Annotated in this window: 17 protein-coding genes; 9 read left to right on the top strand and 8 right to left on the bottom strand. The window is 72.1% G+C overall.

Annotation, left to right across the window (positions count from 1 at the left end; genetic code table 11):
* Nucleotides 1-517: 517 nt before the first annotated feature.
* Nucleotides 518-2,299 carry a malto-oligosyltrehalose trehalohydrolase gene (treZ, locus tag AC08OX_RS02015; RefSeq protein ID WP_476606227.1) on the top strand — a complete coding sequence of 594 codons (1,782 nt, stop codon included), beginning with the start codon at nt 518-520 and terminating at the stop codon, nt 2,297-2,299.
* A 296-nt stretch (nt 2,300-2,595) separates the two neighbouring features.
* On the opposite strand, the gene zapE is transcribed toward treZ, so the two are convergent.
* On the bottom strand, nt 2,596-3,774 hold the full coding sequence (gene zapE / locus AC08OX_RS02010) for a cell division protein ZapE (protein ID WP_476606226.1): 1,179 nt from the start codon (nt 3,772-3,774) through the stop codon (nt 2,596-2,598).
* Nucleotides 3,775-3,952: 178 nt separating this feature from the next.
* Here zapE and AC08OX_RS02005 point away from each other — a divergent pair, with 178 nt between their 5' ends.
* From AC08OX_RS02005 to AC08OX_RS01990, 4 genes are all read left to right on the top strand, one after another.
* Nucleotides 3,953-4,816: a pyrimidine reductase family protein gene (locus AC08OX_RS02005; RefSeq protein ID WP_476606225.1), complete on the top strand. Its 864-nt coding sequence runs from the start codon at nt 3,953-3,955 to the stop codon at nt 4,814-4,816.
* Between the two features lie 107 nt (nt 4,817-4,923).
* On the top strand, nt 4,924-5,205 hold the full coding sequence (locus tag AC08OX_RS02000; protein WP_476606224.1) for a hypothetical protein: 282 nt from the start codon (nt 4,924-4,926) through the stop codon (nt 5,203-5,205).
* A 5-nt stretch (nt 5,206-5,210) separates the two neighbouring features.
* A complete protein-coding gene (locus tag AC08OX_RS01995) occupies nt 5,211-6,056 on the top strand; it encodes a hypothetical protein (RefSeq protein ID WP_476606223.1) in 846 nt (281 codons plus the stop codon).
* Between the two features lie 20 nt (nt 6,057-6,076).
* Nucleotides 6,077-7,462, top strand: coding sequence for a hypothetical protein (locus tag AC08OX_RS01990; RefSeq protein WP_476606222.1), 1,386 nt, complete (start codon nt 6,077-6,079; stop codon nt 7,460-7,462).
* Between the two features lie 31 nt (nt 7,463-7,493).
* On the opposite strand, the gene AC08OX_RS01985 is transcribed toward AC08OX_RS01990, so the two are convergent.
* The 3 genes from AC08OX_RS01985 to AC08OX_RS01975 form a co-directional block, all read right to left on the bottom strand.
* On the bottom strand, nt 7,494-8,738 hold the full coding sequence (locus AC08OX_RS01985) for a sulfate adenylyltransferase subunit 1 (RefSeq protein ID WP_476606221.1): 1,245 nt from the start codon (nt 8,736-8,738) through the stop codon (nt 7,494-7,496).
* Nucleotides 8,738-9,652 carry a sulfate adenylyltransferase subunit CysD gene (cysD, locus tag AC08OX_RS01980; protein WP_011435784.1) on the bottom strand — a complete coding sequence of 305 codons (915 nt, stop codon included), beginning with the start codon at nt 9,650-9,652 and terminating at the stop codon, nt 8,738-8,740. Before cysD ends, AC08OX_RS01985 begins: the two co-directional genes overlap by 1 nt.
* A gap of 187 nt (nt 9,653-9,839) precedes the next feature.
* Nucleotides 9,840-10,652 (bottom strand): 3'(2'),5'-bisphosphate nucleotidase CysQ, encoded by an 813-nt coding sequence (locus tag AC08OX_RS01975; RefSeq protein WP_476606220.1) that lies wholly within the window; start codon nt 10,650-10,652, stop codon nt 9,840-9,842.
* A gap of 35 nt (nt 10,653-10,687) precedes the next feature.
* Here AC08OX_RS01975 and cysC point away from each other — a divergent pair, with 35 nt between their 5' ends.
* Nucleotides 10,688-12,574 (top strand): adenylyl-sulfate kinase, encoded by a 1,887-nt coding sequence (cysC, locus tag AC08OX_RS01970; RefSeq protein WP_476606219.1) that lies wholly within the window; start codon nt 10,688-10,690, stop codon nt 12,572-12,574.
* Nucleotides 12,575-12,586: 12 nt separating this feature from the next.
* On the opposite strand, the gene AC08OX_RS01965 is transcribed toward cysC, so the two are convergent.
* The 4 genes from AC08OX_RS01965 to hemE form a co-directional block, all read right to left on the bottom strand.
* A complete protein-coding gene (locus tag AC08OX_RS01965) occupies nt 12,587-14,248 on the bottom strand; it encodes a sugar transferase (RefSeq protein WP_476606218.1) in 1,662 nt (553 codons plus the stop codon).
* Between the two features lie 934 nt (nt 14,249-15,182).
* On the bottom strand, nt 15,183-15,878 hold the full coding sequence (hemQ, locus tag AC08OX_RS01960) for a hydrogen peroxide-dependent heme synthase (protein WP_476606217.1): 696 nt from the start codon (nt 15,876-15,878) through the stop codon (nt 15,183-15,185).
* 51 nt (nt 15,879-15,929) lie between these two features.
* The gene (gene hemG / locus AC08OX_RS01955) at nt 15,930-17,345 is read right to left on the bottom strand and encodes a protoporphyrinogen oxidase (protein ID WP_476606216.1); all 1,416 of its coding nucleotides are present in this window, start codon (nt 17,343-17,345) and stop codon (nt 15,930-15,932) included.
* Between the two features lie 116 nt (nt 17,346-17,461).
* Nucleotides 17,462-18,571: a uroporphyrinogen decarboxylase gene (gene hemE / locus AC08OX_RS01950; RefSeq protein WP_476606215.1), complete on the bottom strand. Its 1,110-nt coding sequence runs from the start codon at nt 18,569-18,571 to the stop codon at nt 17,462-17,464.
* Nucleotides 18,572-18,873: 302 nt separating this feature from the next.
* Here hemE and AC08OX_RS01945 point away from each other — a divergent pair, with 302 nt between their 5' ends.
* The 3 genes from AC08OX_RS01945 to AC08OX_RS01935 all read left to right on the top strand — a co-directional run bounded on the left by AC08OX_RS01945 (nt 18,874) and on the right by AC08OX_RS01935 (nt 20,646).
* On the top strand, nt 18,874-19,314 hold the full coding sequence (locus AC08OX_RS01945) for a DUF3817 domain-containing protein (RefSeq protein ID WP_476606214.1): 441 nt from the start codon (nt 18,874-18,876) through the stop codon (nt 19,312-19,314).
* A gap of 289 nt (nt 19,315-19,603) precedes the next feature.
* The gene (locus AC08OX_RS01940; RefSeq protein ID WP_023841679.1) at nt 19,604-19,855 is read left to right on the top strand and encodes a hypothetical protein; all 252 of its coding nucleotides are present in this window, start codon (nt 19,604-19,606) and stop codon (nt 19,853-19,855) included.
* A gap of 137 nt (nt 19,856-19,992) precedes the next feature.
* On the top strand, nt 19,993-20,646 hold the full coding sequence (locus AC08OX_RS01935) for a DUF3000 domain-containing protein (RefSeq protein ID WP_476606213.1): 654 nt from the start codon (nt 19,993-19,995) through the stop codon (nt 20,644-20,646).
* Nucleotides 20,647-20,830: the final 184 nt, after the last annotated feature.

The raw sequence follows: 20,830 nt of genomic DNA, 5'->3' as shown, positions 1-20,830 counted from the left end.
GATCAACTTATCTAGGAAACTCCCGCTAGGTCATGGCAAGACCCTGGTCCCAGGCTCCTGGCAAATGACATCGCGCACCGGCTCACGCCCGTCATGTTGCAGTCCCTCGTAAGGATCATGAGGACGTGTCGGCGGGGTAGGGGCGATGAGGGCCTCGCCCTCAACCTGCGGCGCTTCCATCACTGGTGCGAGTTGCGATCCCTCGTAGGGGCGATGAGGACCCGAAAATCAACGCGCAGGTGGGACGGCGTGTCGTAGGCCCGGCGGAGGGGCGGGAGTGCAGCGAACCTCCGATCGAACATCACGACAGCAAAATCATGGCATAACGGTGCAATACGATCAAGATGTGGAGGCATCGCGCGGCGGCTGCCCTCCCCTCCGGGGACTACCTCGCTGCCATCTCGGTGCCATCCGGCTCGGCATGCCGGGCAGCCGGGCGCCTTCGGCCGGGGACCGATGTCGTCACCATTGTCGCCGTCACGGCGTGTCCGACGGCTCTGGCAGGTAGACAAGACCGATGAGCACCCTGCGGCTGTGGGCCCCTGAGGCGAAGACGGTCAGCCTGGTCGTGGCGGGCTCCGCCGGCGACTCGACGCACGAGATGACCGCCGGGAAACGGGGGTGGTGGTGGGTCAACGTCCCGTCCGCGAAGCATGGCACGGACTACGCCTTCCTGCTCGACGACGGCAGCGAGGAGCTGCCCGACCCCCGATCGGCCTGGCAGCCGGGGCCACTGGGGGTTCACGGCCGGTCGCGGCTGGTTGACCACTCGACCTTCCCCTGGACCGACGGGACCTGGCGGGGCATCGCGCTGGCCGGCAGCGTGCTCTACGAGCTGCACGTCGGGACGTTCACCCCGGAGGGCACCTTCGACGCGGCCATCGGCAAGCTCGACCATCTCGTCGAGCTCGGCATCGACGCCATCGAACTGCTGCCGGTCAACGCCTTCCCGGGCCGGCACGGCTGGGGTTACGACGGCGTCGGTCTGTTCGCGGTGCACGAGCCCTACGGCGGCCCGGACGGGCTCAAGCGCTTCGTCGACGCCGCGCACGCTCGCGGCCTCGGCGTGATCATGGACGTCGTCTACAACCATCTCGGTCCGGACGGCAACTACCTCGGCCGCTTCGGCCCCTACTTCACCGACCGCTACAGCACTCCGTGGGGCCCCGCGGTCAACCTCGACGCCCCCGGCTCCGACGAGGTCCGCACGTTCATCATCGACAGCGCCCTGTCCTGGCTGCGCGACTACCACTGCGACGGGCTGCGTCTCGACGCCGTCCACGCCTTTCAGGACAGCCGGGCACTGCACCTGCTGGAGGAGATCGCCGAGGCGGTCCACCGGCTCGGCGCCCAGCTGCGCCGCCCGCTGTTCGCCCTCGCCGAGTCGGACCTCAACGACCCGAAGCTGGTCGCCGCACCCGAGGCCGGCGGGTACGGCCTGGACGGGCAGTGGTGCGACGACATCCATCACGCGCTGTGGGCAACCCTGTCCGGCGAACGGCAGGGGTACTACGGGGACTTCGGTTCGATCTCGACCCTCGCCCACGCGCTGACCAGTGGGTTCGTCCACGACGGCGGCTACTCGACGTTCCGCGGGCGCTCCCACGGCCGGCCGATCCCCCCGACCACGCCCGCCTACCGGTTCGTCACCTTCCTGCAGAACCACGACCAGATCGGCAACCGGGCCGCCGGCGACCGGGCGTCAGCCACGCTCAGCGACGGCCTGCTCCGGATCGGTGCGGCCCTGCTGCTCACCTCGGCGGTCACCCCGATGCTGTTCATGGGCGAGGAGTGGGGTGCCCGCACCCCGTGGCAGTACTTCACCGACCACACCGCCCCCGGGCTGGGGGACGCGGTGCGGGAGGGTCGGCGCGCCGAGTTCGCCGCCCACGGCTGGGAGCCGCAGGACGTTCCCGATCCCCAGGACCCGGCGACCTTCCAGCAGTCGAAACTCGACTGGTCCGAACCAAGCCGGGAGGGTCACTCCGACCTGCTGGACTGGCACCGCCGGCTGATCGCGCTGCGTCGCCGGCTGCCGGCGCTGACCGACCCGGCGTGGTCCTCGGTCGCGTGCACCTTCGACGAGGAGGCCCGCTGGCTGGTGGTCCGTCGCGGCGACGTGGCGATCGTCGTGAACCTGGCCGTCGAACGGCAGGCCGTCCCCCTCGACGGCGTCCCGTTCGACGCCCCGGCCGCATCCACCCACGGGTTCACTTACATGCCGGGACGGGTGGAACTCGACGGCGAGTCGGTCGTGATCATCCGCCTGCTCCCCCTGGCCGAGCCGACCGCTGGCTGACCCGTCCGCGCACCGGCCCTCAGCGCACCGGCCCTCAGCGCCGGGTGTGGTCCCTGGACAGCACGAAATAGAGTCCGCCCAGCACCGCCAGCCCCACCAACAACACCATGACGAGCAGCACGACGTAGGTTCCCATGCACCCATGGTCGCAGGCCTCGGCACGACCGCCAGCGGGTCGTCCACGCCCGGAACGGCGAACAGATACTCCGGCCTGGTCCGGCGTCCGGACCGCAGGCTCCGACACCCCACTCGGGTGCGGCGGCCGCACGTTCGGGCCGCGCACCCGGCCGGGTGCGTCAGCCGGGCAGCATCCCGGCGACGCGGCCCGCGGTGTCGTTCCCCGCCGCGGCGTCCCGGGCCAGCGCGCTCAGCCGGGACATGGCCCGCTGGTACTTCTTGCGATGCGGCCCGGCGAGCAGCTCCGCTCCGAACAGCTCCCCGAAGGGCACGCCGGAGGCCACGACCGGGATCGACCGGTCGTAGAGCCGGTCGGCGAGGACCACGACCCGCAACGCCACCGCCTGATCCTCGACCGGCACGACCCGGTGCAGGCAGACCAGGGTGACCCCGGCCACGAGCGCGCCGTACCGGGAGGGGTGCAGCCCGGCGAGGTGCTCGCACAGCGCGGCGAATCCGTCCTCGGTCGCCCCCTCCTCGGCAGCCGCCCGCGCGCCGACCTCGTCGTCGGTACACGGCGGGGGCGCGGCCGGAAGACCCCGGTGCCGATAGTCCTCCCCGTCCACCCGGAGTATGTCGAAGCTGGCCGCCAGACCCTGGATCTCACGGCGGAAGTCGGCGGCGGCGAACCGACCGGCACCGAGGTCCTCCGGCTGGGTGTTGCCCGTCGCGGCCAGGTGGACACCGGCCTCGACGAGCCGGGTCAGCAGGCTGGACACCAGCACCGTGTCGCCGGGATCGTCGAGCTCGAACTCGTCGATCGCGACCAGGCGCAGGCCCGCGAGGGCCCGCGCGGTCGCGGCGAATCCCAACGCGCCGACCAGGGAGGTCAGTTCTACGAACGTGCCATACGCCTTCGGACCGGGCACGGCGTGCCACAGCGAGGCGAGCAGGTGGGTCTTGCCGACGCCGAAGCCGCCGTCGAGGTACACCCCCGGCCGCATTCCGGACGGACCGGCGCTCCCGGAACGGCGCGGGCCCGATCCGAACGGACCCGATCCGGACGGACCCGACACCCCCGTCCCCCGGGTCAGGAGCCCGAACAGGCCGCCCTTCCCGGAACGGCCCGCATACCTGGAACGGCTGGAACGATCTGAACGGCTGGACCGCCCGGACGAGGCGGTCAACCGGTCGGCGAACGCGGACAGCGCCATGACCGCGGCGGCCTGGCTCGGCTCGGCCGGATCGGGCAGGTAGCCGGCGAACCGGACCGCGTCGAACCGGGGCGGCGGGACGAGCGCCGCGACCAGGTCCCCGGGCGGCACAATCGGCCGGCGATCGACGAGACGCTGCGCCACCCGCCCAGCGTACGGAGACGCCCGTACCCGTCGCCCCGGCCCGCGGTATCGCGGCCGACGTCACAACGACCGCGATACCACAACAGTTGATCGGCCCCGGGCCGGCCATGGGCTCGCCGCCGACCTGGGTTCGCCGCCGATCGGATGACCAGCACCGTCGCCCGTTACAGTCGGCCCGGTGCGACGTATCTTCCCGGTTCCACCCCCGTTCGCCGGTTCCGCGGGGGCCGCCGGGGCGGTGGCCTCCGGGAAGGCCGCAGCGACCACAGACGCCGCAGCGACCACAGACTCCACGGCCGCGGCGGGCGCCGGGCTCGCGAGGAAGGCCGTCGAGGACATCGAGGACATCGATCTCGACGAGGTGTACGCCTACCCCCCGTCCGCCGCGCATACCCCCTACACCCGGGCAAACTTCGTGGCCTCGGTCGATGGGGCCGCCGAGGTGGGCGGCCGCTCGGGCCCCCTGGGCGGGGAAGCCGACCTGCGGGTCTTCCGGTTGCTGCGCTGGCTCAGCGACGTGGTGCTGGTCGGTGCCGGCACCGCCCGGACGGAGAACTACGGGCCGGTGGTCATCCCGCCCGAACGGCGGGAGCGGCGCGTCGCCGCGGGGCTCGCGGCGGTGCCCCCGATCGCGGTCGTGACCGCGACGGCGGGCTTCGACCCGGGTGCCCGGCTGTTCCGCGGGGAGATCCGACCGGTGCTACTGACCTGCGAGACCGCGCCCCTCGATCGGCGCCGGCGGCTGGCGGCGGTCGCCGACATCGCGATCTGCGGCGGCAGCGCCGTTGAACCCGACCTCGCCGTCCGGGCCCTGGCGGAACGGGGAATGACCCGCATCCTCACCGAGGGCGGTCCGCTGCTGCACTCCCAGCTCGCCGCGGCGGGTCTCCTCGACGAGCTGTGCCTGACGATCGCCCCGGTACTGGCCGGACCGGGCCGACTCGGGATCATGAAAGGCGAGCCGTGGCCGGCACCGGCCGCGCTCACCCTGACCCAGATCCTCGCCGAGGACGACGTCCTGTTCCTGCGTTACCGGCGCTGAACCGGCACCGGCGTCATCCACAGTCGCGTCGCCGCGCGGGCGCGGGCGGGCGGGCCGCTGTTAGCGTCGCCACCGGTAAACCTGATCACGATCTGGGTGGTGTGCGCATGACGGTGCCCGAGGGACGTCGCGCGACGGTGGCCGTCGCCCTGGCCCAAGCCCGGCGTGCCCGGCTGGACGTAGCCGCCGCGCTGGAGCGGATCTCGGCGGTCGGTGCCGAGGCCTGGGAGGGTCGTCAGGCCGAGGTCTGGCAACGCCGGATGCGGCGGCTCGCGGCGGAGGCGGCCATGGCCCTCGATCGGTGCGTGCAGGCCTGCGAGACAGCGCTGCAGGTCCGCGAGACAGCGTTCGCCCCGGCCGGCCCCGGCGGGCCGCGGAAGGTCGGCTGACGCGCATGCCCGGACCAAGCGGCCGGGTGCTCGTCGACCCCGACCGGATGCGTGTGCTGGTGTCCAGCGTGACCGAGGCCGGGGATCTGCTGCGCTCCTGGTCCCGCTCCCTCGTCGCGGCGTTGACGGATGCCGGGTTGCCGCCCGCCCCGGCGGAACGGCTCGGCGCGCTGGAGGACGAAGTCAAGGCCGAGGTCACCATGCTGCGGCGCCGGCTGCGTCTCGCCGAGGGCGTCGACGACGGGATCGGCATCACGATCAGGCCGACATCCGCCCCGCTTCGGCGGCCGGTGCACCGCGAGGCGCCGGGCATTCCTGGTACCTCCGAGGCGCCCCGCACCTCCGAGCAGGCCGTGGCCGCCGGACGGGCGTTGGCGCACTCGCTGCGGGGGGACGCGCCGGACCGGCACGGATCAGGCCGGCACGGATCAGGCCGGGGCGGAACGGGCCGGGGCGGAACGGGCGGAAACGCCTCAGGCATGGTCACCCCGCGTGACGCGCTGACCGTGCTGCGGTCCCGGATGAACGACCCGGACTTCGTCCTGGGCTTTCACGACGCGCTGGGACCCGACGGGCTCGCGCGGCTGCTCTCCCGGGTGGAGGGACTGTCGCGGGGGCCGATGGTCCGCCGTCCACCCGAACCGCTCGGCTTCGACCGGCGGGATCCTCGGCGCCACCCTGGCCTCCTACAGCCACCGGCGAACTCTCGACGCCGCCTGGCTCGGTCGGTTCAACACCGCCGGGAGAACCGACACGGCCGAGACGGTCCTACTGACCCCCCTGCTCGCCTCGGCCCGCCTCGACAGCGCGCTGCTGGACCGGCTGGGCCGGATGGCCTTCGGACCGGGTGACCGGCCAGGTAACGGACCGGGTGACCGGCCAGGTAACGGACCCAGGTAACGGACCAGGTGATGCCACGGTCGCCCCGTCGGCGCCGCACGACGTCGGCCTGCTCGCCCCCGCCGTGGCCGGGCCCACGAGCCGGGGCCGACCGACCGTCACCGACTACCAGGGGGTGCTGCTGGACGCCATCGCCGCGACCCCGGCGCTGGCCGCCCGGTTCGCGGCGGACCACATCGACACCATCCTGCGCGGCGCGGCCGTGCTCGCCCTTCCGCTGCCGGTGGATCTCGCGACGGCCCGATCCCTGGAAGATGCCTGGATCCGGCTGGTGGCCGCGGCGGGAAGCCAGGAGAGCCGCCGTGCCGATCCGCGGGCCTCGGCCTCGTTCGTCTCCCGGCTGGCCGGGGCCGTGCAGGCGACCGGTGACCGGCCATTGCTCCTCCGGCTGCGGGCGGCCCTCGTCCCGGCGCTACGGACCTATCGGGACGAGCTCTACGACGCCATCACCGCCGTGGTCCCCGGTCCCACGGTGGACCCGCAGACCGGGGCCGCGGCGGCGCAGTCCGCCCTGGTCGAGCTGATCCCGCTCGAGGCGTGGGAGTCGCTGCTGCGGGAGTGCCTGCGCGGCGGGGCGCTGGCCGGTCTACTCGCCCAGGATGTCACGACCTACGGTCTTCATCTCGACGACCAGGTAGCCGCCTCGGTCCAGGGCTGGAAAACGGCCCCCGGCGGGTATTCGTCGAGCCCCCTGGCATTGGGCTACCTGCGGGTCGAACGCGCGCAGGCGTTCTTCGCCGGCGCCCTCGCCGATGCGACCGAGGCGGTGCTGCGCGAGCATGCCGACGCGGTCGGCGCCCACCGCCGGCAGCAGGCGGTGCTGCTCGACGTGCTCGGGGAGGTGGGCAAGTCCATCGATCCGACGAACCCACCGGGCACCTTCGTCCATCTGGGCGTCGGGGTCACCGTGGAGATGATCGAGGCCTGGATCCGGGCCCGTTACAGCGACCTGCCGATCACCCACCCCGCCCAAGTCGTCGCGGACCTGCGGGGCGCCTCCCGGGTCCTGCCCGGCTGGGCGGCGGCCTACGAGACCAGCGCCCGCCGGCTCTGGGACCGCCGGGATCGTGACCCGCTCCGGCCGATCGCGGTGACCCCCGCCGGCGGGCCGTGCCGCGTCTACACCGGCGATCCGAGGGCCGATGGGTTCATCACCTCGCCGGCGGAGAACTTCCTCGACGCCTCGGGGAATCCGCGTCCGTCCGCGCGGATGACCCCGACCCAGCGGCGTGCCTATGCCGCCTGGCTCGCGAGCCCGGCGATGGTCGCGAACAACGACCGCATCTCGTTCCTCGACGGCCGGGCCGGCAGCCGGGGATCCTCCCTGCCACCGGACTGGGGGCGGCGGCCGGGCTGACCCGGCCCCCGGCTCTCCCCGTCGCCACCGGCTAGATGATCATCCCGGCGCCGAGAGTGGTCCCGGTCGACTCGTCGATGAGCAGGACGCTGCCGGTGTTCCGGTTGCGGCGGTACAGGTCGTAGCACAGCGGGGACGTCGTCCGCAGGGCGATCCGGCCGATGTCGTTCAGACCCAGCGTCTCGACGGTCTCGTCGCGGTGCAGGGTGTCGATGTCGACGCGGTAGCAGATGTCGGTGACCATCGCCCGTACCGAACGGGTGGTGTGCTTGATCCCGATCCAGGCCCGGCGGCGCAGCGGGGCGTCGACCATCCAGGAGACCATCAGGTTGAGTTCCTGGCCGACGGTCGGCTGGTTCATCGGCCGGGCGATCATGTCGCCCCGGGAGACGTCCAGATCGTCCTCGAGCCGGATGGTCACCGACATCGGCGGGAAGGCCTCGTCAACCGGGCCGTCGAACGTGTCGATGCCGACGATCCGCGTGGTCAGCCCGGAGGGCAGGACGACGACCTCGTCGCCGGGCTTAAGCACCCCGCCGGCGACCTGACCGGCGTACCCGCGGTAGTCGTGCAGGTCGTCGTTCCGCGGCCGGACCACCCACTGCACCGGGAAGCGCACATCGATGAGGTTGCGGTCGGAGGCGATGTGGAGCTCCTCCAGGTGGTGCAGCAGCGAGCTGCCCCCGTACCAGGGAGTGCTCGGCGACCGGGAGACCACGTTGTCCCCGCCCAGCGCGGAGATCGGGATCGTCGTGACGTCGACGATCTCCAGTTTCGCCGCGAAGTGCCGGAACTCCTCCTTGATCTTCTCGAAGACGTCCCGATCGAAGTCGACGAGGTCCATCTTGTTCACACAGAGCACCAGATGGGGCACTCGCAGCAAGGACGTCAGGAAGGCGTGCCGGCGGGTCTGCTCGACGACCCCCTTGCGCGCGTCGACGAGCAGCAGCGCGAGGTCGGCGGTGGACGCGCCGGTGACCATGTTGCGGGTGTACTGCACGTGCCCGGGGGTGTCGGCGAGGATGAACGACCGCCGGGGCGTGGCGAAGTAACGGTACGCGACGTCGATCGTGATGCCCTGCTCCCGCTCGGCCCGCAGACCATCGGTGAGCAGCGCGAGGTCGACGTAGCCGTCGCCGCGCTCCCGACTGGTCCGCTCGACCGCGGCAAGCTGGTCGGAGAACAGCGACTTCGTGTCGTAGAGGAGGCGCCCGATCAGGGTCGACTTCCCGTCGTCGACGGACCCCGCCGTCGCGACCCGCAGCAACTCGGCCATCAGAAGTACCCCTCCCGCTTACGGTCCTCCATCGCCGCCTCGCTGACCCGGTCGTCAGCCCGGGTCGCGCCGCGTTCGGTGAGCCGGGTGGTGGCCACCTCGGCGATGACCTCCTCGACGGTCGCCGCGGTTGACTCGACCGCTCCGGTGCAGGTGATGTCGCCCACCGTGCGATAGCGCACCTGCCGGGGCGCCGCCGTCTCACCGGCCAGGGGGCGGGTCAGCGGCGTGACCGCCAGCAGCATGCCGTCACGCTCGAACACGTCCCGGCGATGCGCGTAGTAGATGGAGGGGATCTCCAGCCGTTCCTGGGCGATGTACCGCCAGATGTCGAGCTCGGTCCAGTTCGACAGCGGGAACACCCGGATGTGCTCACCGGGGCGGTGCCGGCCGTTGTAGAGCGACCACAGCTCGGGGCGCTGGTTCTTGGGGTCCCACTGGCCGAACTCGTCCCGGAAGGAGTAAACTCGTTCTTTGGCCCGCGCCTTCTCCTCGTCCCGGCGCGCGCCGCCGAACACCGCGTCGAACTTGTTGTCGGCGATGGCGTCGAGCAGCACCGGTGTCTGTAGCTGGTTACGTGAGGCTCCCGGACGGGTGTCTTCGGTGAGCACGCCCTCGTCAATGGCGGCCTGGACGGAACCGACCACCAGGCGGGCGGCGAGCTCCGCCGCCCGCCTGTCCCGAAACTCGAGGACCTCGTCGAAGTTGTGCCCGGTGTCGATGTGCAGCAGGGGGAACGGCAGCTTCGCGGGCCAGAAGGCCTTCTGCGCGACCCGGAGCATGACGATCGAGTCCTTCCCGCCACTGAACAGCAGGGCGGGACGCTCGAACTCCGCGGCCACCTCGCGGAAGATGTGGACGGCCTCGGCCTCAAGCATCTGCAGCTGGGTGAGCTCGTAACCCATCACCGGCACGCGAAACCCCCCGTCGAGGCGATGTGTCCCACCAAAGTAGCGGACACGGCGGCCCTGCCGGCGGTTCCGGCGGCATTACGCCCCTCACGGTGGACCCATATCCACGACCGACGCCATCCAGAACAACCATGGATCGACAATCGCCACCCTCCGCGGCCGCTCCGAGGGCGCTCCGCAGGCACGCGCCTCAACCGCCGGAGCCCCCCGCGGCGCCGATCGCCCGGAGAACCTCCGATGCCCAGCTCGCAGCACAGATGACCAGGTCGGGCAACAGCGGGTCGGGCTGGTTGTACCGCGGCGGCGAGCCGTCCAGCCGGCTGGTGTGCAGCCCCGCCGACCGCGCGACCGCCACCGGGGCGGCGGAGTCCCACTCGTACTGGCCGCCGGCGTGCAGGTAGATCTCGGCCTCCCCGCGGATGACGGCGCAGGCCTTCGCACCGGCCGAACCCATCGGGACGATGGTGGCGCCCAGTGCCTCCGCGACCTCCGTGACCAGCTGTGGGGCCCGGGTCCGGCTGACCACGATCCGTGGCGGACGCGCCTCGGCCAGCCGCGGCGGCAGCCCGCCCGCGCTGGACAGCGTCAACCCGAGCGCCGGCAGCGCCACCGCGCCCGAGACGAGCTCGCCGGCCTGCCAGAGCGCGACATGCACCGCCCAGTCCGACCTGCCGGGCTCGGCGAACTCGCGGGTGCCGTCCAGGGGATCGACGATCCAGACCCGCTCCGCGGACAGCCGCGCGACGTCGTCAACGCCCTCCTCGGACAGCACAGCGTCCCGCGGGCGGTGCCGCGCCAACGCCCGGGCCAGGAGCTGATGCGAACGCGCGTCCCCGGCGTCACGCAGGGTCGCGGGTTCGGCGAACCCGACCTCCTCCCTGATCCGCAACAGCAGTTTGCCGGTGTCCGTGGCCAGCCGTCGGGCCAGGACGTCGTCATCGAGTTCGTCGGTCGCGATGTCGACCGGCACGGTGGACGGCGGGCGGGTGTCATCGGTGTTCATTGGGATGGAGTCTGTCACCAGCTACCGTCGCAAGTGTGAGTACCACCTCCCATCCCGCCCCCGGTCCTGATCACCATCCCAGGTCCGGTGCCAACGGTGCCGCCAGTGCGACCGGCGGATCCGGCAAGTCCGGCGGGTCCGGACCAACCCCCGTCCTGGCGACGCCGGCCCGGGGCGCGGAGCTGACGGCCGCGTCGGTCGCCTGGCCGTCGCTGGCCCTGCGCCCGACCCAGCTCGCCGAGCTGGAACTGCTGCTGCTCGGTGCCTTCGGGTCGGAACCCGGTTATCCCGAGGACCCCGAGATCAACGGCGTGCCGGTGCCGACCCTCGTCGTCGGCGCAGCCGAGGCCGAGGCACTGACACCGAGTTCCACGGCGGCCCTGCGGGACACCGAGGGAGTGATGATCGCGGCGCTGCACCTCCGAACGACCATTCCCCTGCCGGACCAGCCGGGGGGGTCGGACGGACCCCGGGTCCGGCTGGTCGGCACGGTCGAGGGCATCCGGCTGCCCCACCACCCCGATCACCCCGGCCTGCGGCTCACCCCGACCCAGGTCCGGGCCGAGCTGCTCGCCCGAGGCTGGATCAGCCTCGAGGCGGGTTCCGGCGCGTGCTGGGCGGTGTGGGCGGACGGCCTGCTCCACACGGCGGACGTGGGCCGGATCCGGGCGCTGACCCGGCAGGGCAAACGGTGTGTCGTCCTCGCCCCGGTGGGTGGCGCCGATCCCGCAGACGCCGAGCATCACCTGCGGGTCCGTTGCCTGCTCGCCGCTCTCAAAGCGGTTGACGCCCCGTTGCGGGCCGCCGAGGCGACGCTCTCCTCGGAGGCGCTCGCCGCCGACGCGATCAGCCCGCCGGGTGTTGCCGGCCGGCGGTCGGAACCGCAGCCGGACCCCTACCGGCGGCCGAAAGCCGGCGAGGCGGGAACGCCGGAGCACCGCAGCCTGCTGGTCCTCGTTCCGGTCATCCCGTCGGAGGCGCTGGCCACCCCCCGCGAACCGGGCATGAGCGCGACGGTCCTGAAAACATCCGCGAAACCGAGCGACGCGGCGGCGGGGGTACCGGGCCCGGCCACGGCCGTGACGCCCGCCCCCCCGGCGCCGACGGACCTGGCGGACATCGCGTGGGCGGCGGCGGGCGCGGCCTGGACAGGCGCGGAGACGGCGGCAAGCTCCGCCGACGAACTGGCGAAACTCGCCGCCCAGCGGGCGCATCTGGCCAGCTTCTACGGCCTGACCGGCAGCCTCATCGGGCCGGCGATCGGGGCACCCGGGCGGATGGAGCTGGCCTCGCTGCTCGACGCTGGCAACCCGATACCGGCCGAACTGACCCCGCCGACGGTGGCCGCGGAGCTCTCCCGCGCCATCCCACCACGTTCGAAGCGGGGCCTGACCGTGTTTCTCACCGGGCTGTCCGGCTCCGGGAAGTCGACGCTGGCCGGCCTGCTCGTCTGCCGACTGCTGGAATACGGCGGACGCCGGCTCACTTTGCTCGACGGGGACGTCGTGCGGACCCACCTGTCCCAGGGACTGGGATTCTCCCGCGCCGACCGCGATATCAACGTCCGACGGATCGGCTTCGTCGCGGCCCAGGTCGCGGGAGCCGGAGGCACCGCGGTGTGCGCGCCGATCGCGCCGTACGCCGACGTGCGCACCCAGGTCCGGGGGATGGTCCGGGCCGCAAGCGGCGGATTCGTGCTGGTACACGTGTCCACACCGCTGGAGGTGTGCGAGGCGCGGGACCGCAAGGGGCTCTATGCCAAGGCGCGCGCAGGCGTCCTGCCCGCCTTCACCGGCGTGTCCGATCCGTACGAGACGCCGACCGACGCCGACGTCACGGTGAACACCGCGGAGCTCTCCGCCGAGGACGCCGTGGACCGGATCATCGACCACCTACGCCACGCTGGCTGGCTGGATAGCTGATCATGCGGGCCCCTAATACGCCCCCTCGCGACGCAGCACGGCGAACACGGTGCGCCAGAGGATGACGAAGTCCATCGCCAGTGACCAGTTCTCGACGTAGCGCAGGTCGAGACGGACCGACTCGTCCCATTCGAGGTCCGACCGACCGCTGATCTGCCACAGCCCGGTCAGCCCCGGCTTCACCATCAGCCGGCGGTGCACGTCGTCCTCGTAGCGGGCGACCTCCGACGGCAGCGGCGGACGCGGCCCCACCAGCGACATCGTGCCGCCCAGCACGTTGAACAACTGCGGCAGCTCGTCGAGCGACCACTTGCGCAGGAACTTCCCGACCTTGGTGATCCGCGGGTCGTCACGCATCTTGAACAACAGCCCCTCGGCCCGCTCGTTGCGGGACTCCAGCTCCGCCTTGCGCGCCTCCGCGTCAACGAACATCGACCGGAACTTGTACATCGTGAAGTGCTCACCACCCCGCCCCACCCGGATCTGCTTGAACAACGCCGGGCCGCGGCTGGTCAGGCGCACCGCGAGCCCGAGACCGAGCAGCAGCGGGGAGAACAGCAGGATGATCGTTCCGGCCACGCACCGGTCGAAGAGCATCTTCATCACCCGACGGGTACCGGTGAGCTCCGGCTCCTCGATGTGCAGCAACGGCAGCCCGGCCACCGGACGAATCGAGATCCGCGGCCCGGTCACGTCGGTCAGCGCCGAGGAGACCAGCACGTCGACGTCGCTGCCCTCCAGCGTCCACAGCACCCGGCGCAACGTCTCGCCGTCCATCTGCGGACTGATCGCAACCGTGGTGGCGTGCGTCGCCCGGATGGCCGTGTGCAGGGTTTCCGAGGTGCCGACGATCGGCACCCCGAGCAGATCGAACCCACTGCGTTCCGGGGAGTCGTGACTGTGCCGGCCGGGCGAGCGGTCGAGCACGACACCGACGACCGACCAACCCGACGTCGGATCCCGCTGGGCCAGCCGGACCAGGGTGGCAGCCGACTCCCCGGCCCCGACCACGAGCACCCGGTGCAGGCAACGACCGGCCCGGCGCATCCGGTGTAGGAGGCCGCGACCGACGACCCGACCCACCATGGAGAACAGGGTCGCGGCCGGGAAGGCGATCAGCACGTAACTACGGGCGATCTCCGCCTTCGTCGCATACGAGGCGATGGCCACCGCCGCGGTGAACCGGGCCGCCGTGTTGACCACCCGCCGGAACTCCTCCGACCCGCCACCGAGGAACCGGCTCTCGTAGGCCCGGTTCAGGGACATCGCCAGCACCCAGGCGAGCGGCAGCAGAACCGTCATGAGGATGTACGGCTTGGAGGACACCGGCTGGGTGCCGAAGTCGACCAGGTCACCGAATCGCACGAAATACGCGAGCCCCGCTGCCACCACGCAGGCGGCCGCGTCGAACAGGACGAGCAGCCGGACGTAACGCCGTTCCCAGGTCACCTGAGCGCGATAGCCGCCCGTCTCGACGGCGGCCGGGCTCACCCGCCCCGCGCTGTGCCGCCCGCCGGGCCCGGTGGCCGTGCGGCTCGGCGGTGCGCCGGCGGGCCGGCCGGCCGTTCCCGCCGGCGCGTCCGGCGGGAACGGCATCCCCTGCCCGCCGCGGGTGCGCGGAACGAAGTTCGACCCAGCGGTCGCGCGCGTGCCGCCGGACACCGTCTCCGTCACTCGTGGTCCCCCCCAGCACCGCGACGGCGCGCGTCGACGACACCGACCGGACCCGGCCGAACGGACTGGCCCAGCGACGCCGGCACGTGCCCGAGCCCGAGCCCGAACGAGGATCCGAGCGGGCCCGGAGGTGTCATCGTCCTCCCCGTTCGGCGGCCCGCGGCACCCCTCGCTCAGACAGCCACGAATTCATCCCTCGGTGGTACATCGACCGGACCTCCAGCGATCTTCCCCCCGCCACTGACTGTGGGCCGTCCCGAACGACGAGCCGAACGCACGCATCATCCAGGTCCCACTGGAGTGTGTCGGCACACGCCGGAGCGAACTGGAGTACCGGACGCCGACACGGGTGGCGCTCCGTGGTCACGGGGGCAACGTTACCGGCTGCGCCGAGACGATCTACCAGCGGCCCGGCCAGGCGATGGCGGCGTGGCGCCCCAACCGCCGACCGTGGCGATGGCGTGATCCGTGCGTTTATGGCGACTCACAGTAACAGAGATGCGGTCGTCGGGCAGCGACCGCCATGACGAACCTTCCGAGTCGACGAACCTTCCAAGTCCGCCCACCGATGCGGACATAACGGACACCATCGACCCACAGACGCCTGACGCATACACTGCGCACACAAACAGCGGCGATAATGCTACTCTGCGTTATGGATCGCGGGTCTCGACTCGGGATCCGTCGGCTGCCCGCCCCCGCAGGCACCGGGGGGGTGGGGCTGTGCGATCCGGCGCGCCCCGTGCGACGTCGCCGACGTGATATCGCCGGGGTGACGTCCCCCGGGATTGATGTCACCTGGAGTGATACCGCCCGGGTGAGGCCGGTGAGCACAGTCACGGGACGGTCGGCGCCTGCCGGACGGGTGGGGGCGCCCAGGCAGGCGCCGGCTGCCGTCCCGACCCTCCGCCGGCCTACCCGGCAGCCAGCCGCCTCAGGGCAGGGCGGTGACGACGTCCGCCAGCGGCTTGCGGGCACCGGTGTAGAACGGCGTCTCCAGCCTGGTGTGCCGTCGCGTCGCGCTGGCCCGAAGGTGCCGGATGCAGTCGACGATCCGGTGCAGCTCATCCGCCTCGAAGGCGAGCAGCCACTCGTAGTCGCCCAGTCCGAACGAAGCCACCGTGTTGGCCCGGACGTCCTCGTACTCCCGGCCCATGATCCCGTGCTCGGCTAGCATCCCGCGCCGTTCATAGTCCGGCAGCAGGTACCACTCCAGCGAGCGGTTGAACGGGTAGACGCAGAGATAACCGCGGGGGTCCTCCCGCCGGACGAAGGCGGGGATGTGGTTCTGGTTGAACTCCGCCGGCCGGTGCAGGCCGACCGCCGACCACACCGGACGCAGGTGCCCGCCCAGGGCCGTCCGCCGGAACCGCTGGTAGGTCTCCTGCAGCAGGTCCGGGTCCGGGCTCGTCCACCAGACCATCAGGTCCGCATCGGCCCGGTAGCCCGAGATCTCGTAGACACCGCGGGTGTAGACGTCCTTGGCCAGCGCCCCGTCGAGCAGGGCGGTCGCCTCGTCGATCAGCGGGGTCCGCTCGGCGGGTAGCGGACGGTCGGCCGCGAAGACCGACCATCCCGTGTAGAGCAGCTCCGCGTTGAGTTCGCGGGCCGATTTCGTAGACTCCGACATTCCCAGCCTCCCTCACCGGCGGCCGGACGCGGTCCGGGCCGGTGCACGTGATCAGATTCCCGGGCCCACCGGATCGGCCGGACTGCCCTGCGCCGTCCGGGTAGCCCTCAGCACCGCGTGCGCGGCGGTCTCCCCCGACCGGATGCAGGCCGGGATGCCTACACCGTCGTATCCCGCGCCGGCCAGGGCGATCCCCACTGGAAGCCCCCGGCGCACCGCGGCGATCCGGTTGAGATGACCCGGCAGGTACTGCGGGAGTGCCCCGCCCCAGCGACTCACCCGGGTCGCTACCGGCCGACCGGACAGGCCGGTGATCTGCGCGATCTCCGCCGCCGCCACCCCGGCGAGCTCCACGTCCCCGCGCTGCAGGTCCTGTTCGGCACCGGCGCGGCCGATGCTCGCCCGCACCACCGTGAGCCGGTCGGAGCCCAGGTGCGGCCACTTGGCGGACAGGAAGGTGGCCGCCTTCACCGCGGTGCCCGCCCGGGCGGGCACGAGGAATCCGCTGCCGGGTGGCGGCGCGACATCCCGGTAGACCAGCGTCACCAGGCCGACCGAGGCGTAGGGCACACCGGCAAGCAGGGCGGAGGCATGCGGGGCCAGCGGCGCCAGCAGGGCGCGGGCCACCCCGGCAGGCACCGCGAGGATCACGGCGTCGGCCTGGAACGGCCCGAGGGCGTCCGCGCCGCCCACCCGGTCACAGTTGACCTGCCAGCCGCCCGCGGTCTTCGCGATCGAGCGGACGAGCACCCCGGTGCGCACGGTGGCGCCGGACTGCGCCGCCACTCGCGCCGCGAAGGAGCCCAGCCCCCCCCGAAGCGTGGCGAACAGCGGCGCCGTCGAGGTCGTCGTCGCGGGTCCGGTACGGGCCCGCACCCGGTGCGCGCCGAGGAGCAGCGAGCGGTCCTCGGCGAAGATGGGGACAAGCTGGGGCACGGTCGCCCGCAGCGACAGCGCGTCCGCCCGGCCCGCATACACCCCCCCGAGCAGCGGATCCACCAGCAGGTCGACGACTTCGCGCCCGACCCGCGTGCCCACGTAGCGACCGACGGTCGGATCGTCGGCGAAACGCGTCCGCGGCAACACCAGGTCGGCGGCGGCCCGCGCCAGCCCCCACGGGGACAGCACCCGCGAGCGGAGCAGGCCGAGGACGTCGGTCGGCACTCCGAGCAGGGTGTTCGGGGGGATGGGATGCAGCCGGCCGCGGATCCACAGTGACGCTGACGTCGTGGCCGGATGCACGATCTCGTGCCCGAGCCCGATCTGCCGGGCCAGGCGGAGTCCGTCGGGAACCCGGGCGAGGAAGGACTCCGCGCCCTCTTCGACGTCCAGACCCTCGATCGGGGTGGTACGCAGCTTGCCACCGACCCGGTCCGCCGCATCGAGGACGGTCACTTCGGCGTGCCCGGCCAGGGCGCGGGCGGCCGAGAGCCCGGCGATACCCCCACCGACGATCACAACCCGCACGTTCCTGCCGCCCTTCACGTTGAGTGGTGCCGCCCGCCAGCTTTCACCATCGGGCCGGTGCCAGTGAACCGGCCCGATGAAGGCGGATCACCTGCCCTGGACTCATCTGCCGTGGATCATCCGCCGTGGACGAGGTCGGCGACGTGCGCGAGCACGCCCGGATCGGTCTGCGGCAGCACCCCGTGGCCGAGGTTGAACACGTGCCCCTCCGCCTCGGCCCCGCGGGCGCAGACGTCACGCACCTTGGCGGCGAGCACCGGTTCGGGGGCGAAGACCGCGGTCGGGTCGAGGTTTCCCTGCACGGCGTGACCGGGCCCGATCCGCCGGGCGGCCTCGTCGAGAGGGACCCGCCAGTCGACGCCGACGACGTCCGCACCCGCCTGGCCCATCGCGGTGAGCAGCTCACCGGTGTTCACACCAAAGTGGATGCGCGGCACCTCACCGGCGAAGGCCGCCAGCACCCGAGCGCTGTGCGGCGCGACGTAGCGATGGTAGTCCGCCTCGTCCAGCGCCCCGGCCCAGGAGTCGAACAGCTGCAGCGCGTCGACACCGGCATCCACCTGGACCCGCAGGAAGGCGGTGGTGATGTCGGCGAGCCGGGCCAGCAGGGCGTGCCAGAGCTTCGGTTCGCTGTACATCAACGCCTTGGTGCGGGCGTGGTCGCGACTCGGTCCGCCCTCGATGAGGTAGCTCGCGAGGGTGAACGGCGCCCCGGCGAACCCGATCAGCGGGGTTGAACCCAGCTCGGCCAGCAGTAGCCGGACCGCGTCGGCCACGTAGGGAACGTCGTCCGGCTCCAGTGCACGCAACGCGGCGAGCCCGACGGCGTCCCGCACGGGCTCGGCCACCACCGGTCCGATCCCGGCGACGATGTCGATGTCGAGGCCGATCGCGACCAGGGGCACCACGATGTCGGAGAAGAAGATCGCCGCGTCCGGCCGGAACCGGCGTACCGGCTGGAGCGTGATCTCCGTGATCATCTCGGCGTCCCGGCAGGAGTCGAGCATGGCGACTCCCGCGCGCAGTGCCCGGTACTCGGGCAGGACCCGCCCGGCCTGACGCATGAACCACACCGGCGTGGTCCCGGGGTGCTCCCGTCGACAGGCACGCAGGAAGGGCGCGGTGTCGGCCAGGCCGGGCCGCCGGGCGAGCGCTGCACCGGTCGGCGGGGGCGAGACGCCACCCGGCCCGGATCCGGGTCGCGCGTCAACGTGGAGGACAGGCATGGGTCGATCGTTGCACGCCTGTGGGAGGTGTGGGAGTACGGCCGTAGCGGGATGGGCCACCACACGGGCCTGACGGCTCCCAGCGGCGAGGACCGGGGAGTACGAACCGGAACGTTGCACATCCGCTATCTTCTACTCTGAGTAGAAGAACTTCCAGGTTCAGCCGGTGTCGGGCGCTCCCGCCCGTCGAGGCCGCGCTCGGCGGACGGGGACGAACGATCGAGCGGACGTGACGAATCCCGCGGTCGCCGTGGCACAGCCACGGCGCGTCCCGGCTCCCGGAGCGCCAAGGCGCCCGGACAGTGGAACGCCTCAGTGTCATCTGCTACGTCGTCTGCTACGACGCCATCTGCTACGACGAGGAGTCACCGATGACCGGTCGTGCCCCGAGCGGCGCCTTCCAGCCCCTTGCCCTGGCCCGCGTCGTCTCGCTCGCCGAGGCGTCGTCCTTCCTTCTGCTGCTCGTCGCGACCGCGATCAAATACGGTGCCGGCCACCCGATCGGCGTGCGGATCCTCGGCCCGACCCACGGCGTGCTCTTCCTCACCTACTGCGCCCTCATCGGCTACCTCTCGATGGTCGGGCGCTGGCGCCGTAAGCGGACCGTACTCGCGCTGATCGCCGCGGTGCTGCCTGTCGCCCCGTTCTTCGTCGAGCGGCACTGGCTGCGCGGCGACGCCGTCCGGCTGGGCAGCGTGAAGCCGGCACGCCCCACCTCGAAGCCGGCCGGCCAGGCGGGCTGAGCCTGGGGCCGGCCCGACCCCACCGGCCCACAGACCGGGCGATCCGCCCCGCACCGCCCCGAGACGGGCTCACGCGACACGCCGGAGAGAATGCACGGACATCCGCTCGTCCCGTGGCACCGTCAGTCCGGTCGGAATTGGGGTAGAGGGTGCGCGTCATCCCGCGTTCCCCCTCCCTCCGGCCGTGGCGAATGGCGCGCGATCCGTGGTTATGCGCCCACCACGATCCAACGGGACGCATCACGGGCAGACGTGCGCGGGGAGTGGTGGTCGAGTGGAACAGGTCCGGGTGAGCGCCGAGGATCACATCGTTCTCGTCTGCATCGCATGCCGCGACGAGCGCATCTTCGAGCAACCTCCGTGCTCCGACGGGCACGGTGACGACTGCCCGGAGTGGGCCTGCACCTCCTGTGGCACCGCGGTGCTGGTCGGGCCGGCCCCCGCGGAGCGGCCGACGACCCGGCCGAGGCCCGTGCGCGAGACCCCCGCAGTCCGAGATCTCCGCGGCCGCGATCGTGCCGCCGCGCGGATCCCGGCGTGAGCCTGCACAGTTCCGCCCCTCAGCCGGGGTATTCCGGACACCGGCTCACCGGTTCCCGCCCGCACGCAACGGGACCGAACCCGTACGCTCCGGCGTCTGGCCAGCATGATCACGACAGACGTCCTACCGTTGCCGTCATGGGGGTCGCGCAGTCATCCGAGGCGAGCCCTCCGATCTTCCTCGCGGTCACCGACGCCCTGCGCGCGGGGATCGCGCGGCTACGCCCGGAGGTGGCGGTGCACGAGGTGGCGGCACCCACCCGGGTCGCGCCGTTCTCCTTCGCTCTGGCCGGCGGGCTGACTGGGGACGAGGCCGACACCGCGGCCGGCCGGCTCATCCTGCTCATGGATCCCCAGGGACAGCCGGCCTGGCAGGGCACGGCCCGCATCGTCTGCTACGCCCGCGCGAGCATCGACCGGGAGATCGCCGGCGATCCCCTGCTCGCCGAGGTCGCCTGGTCGTGGCTGCGGGAATCATTGGAGGCGCACGGCGCGGGCGTGCGCGCCCTGGGCGGCACGGTCACGGCCACCGCATCACAACGCTTCGGCGTGCTCGCGGCCGACGGGGACAGTTTCGACGTGGAGCTGCGCTGCTCCTGGTCACCCGACTGGGCGGAGACCGCCCTCGCATCCGACCGCGGCCCCGCGGGGCCGGACGCGCAGGGCCGGCTGCCTTGGAGCGCCTCGGCGACGGTCGCCCACCTGCTCGCGTTCGGGGACCTGCTCGCGGCCATGGCCGGGCTTCCCCCACAGCTGTCCGGAGTCATCACGCTACCAGCTCGCCGGAGTTGACCGCGTCACACCGGCCCGCCGGACGGACAGCACCGCACCACCCACCGCGCGCCGCAGCCGACCCTCCACCGCGCGCACCTCCCATTACCACGTCATTACAAAGCGTATAAATAACGCGATTCGCTGTAGGACACGGCTACCTCCGCCAGGATTCGGACGTACGATCACCGATCGTGACGTCGAC

It is taken from the genome of Frankia sp. CoBUL1, assembly GCF_978021245.1.
Note: the sequence above shows the minus strand (reverse complement) of the source record. Positions and strands in the feature narration are given on the sequence as shown.

Coding starts and splice junctions, on each gene's coding strand:
- treZ (WP_476606227.1), top strand. CDS start 518: ATGAGCACCCTGCGGCTGTGGGCCCCTGAGGCGAAGACGGTCAGCCTG.
- AC08OX_RS02000 (WP_476606224.1), top strand. CDS start 4,924: ATGACGGTGCCCGAGGGACGTCGCGCGACGGTGGCCGTCGCCCTGGCC.
- AC08OX_RS01995 (WP_476606223.1), top strand. CDS start 5,211: ATGCCCGGACCAAGCGGCCGGGTGCTCGTCGACCCCGACCGGATGCGT.
- AC08OX_RS01985 (WP_476606221.1), bottom strand. CDS start 8,738: ATGGCCGAGTTGCTGCGGGTCGCGACGGCGGGGTCCGTCGACGACGGG.
- AC08OX_RS01975 (WP_476606220.1), bottom strand. CDS start 10,652: ATGAACACCGATGACACCCGCCCGCCGTCCACCGTGCCGGTCGACATC.
- hemQ (WP_476606217.1), bottom strand. CDS start 15,878: ATGTCGGAGTCTACGAAATCGGCCCGCGAACTCAACGCGGAGCTGCTC.
- hemE (WP_476606215.1), bottom strand. CDS start 18,571: ATGCCTGTCCTCCACGTTGACGCGCGACCCGGATCCGGGCCGGGTGGC.
- AC08OX_RS01935 (WP_476606213.1), top strand. CDS start 19,993: ATGGGGGTCGCGCAGTCATCCGAGGCGAGCCCTCCGATCTTCCTCGCG.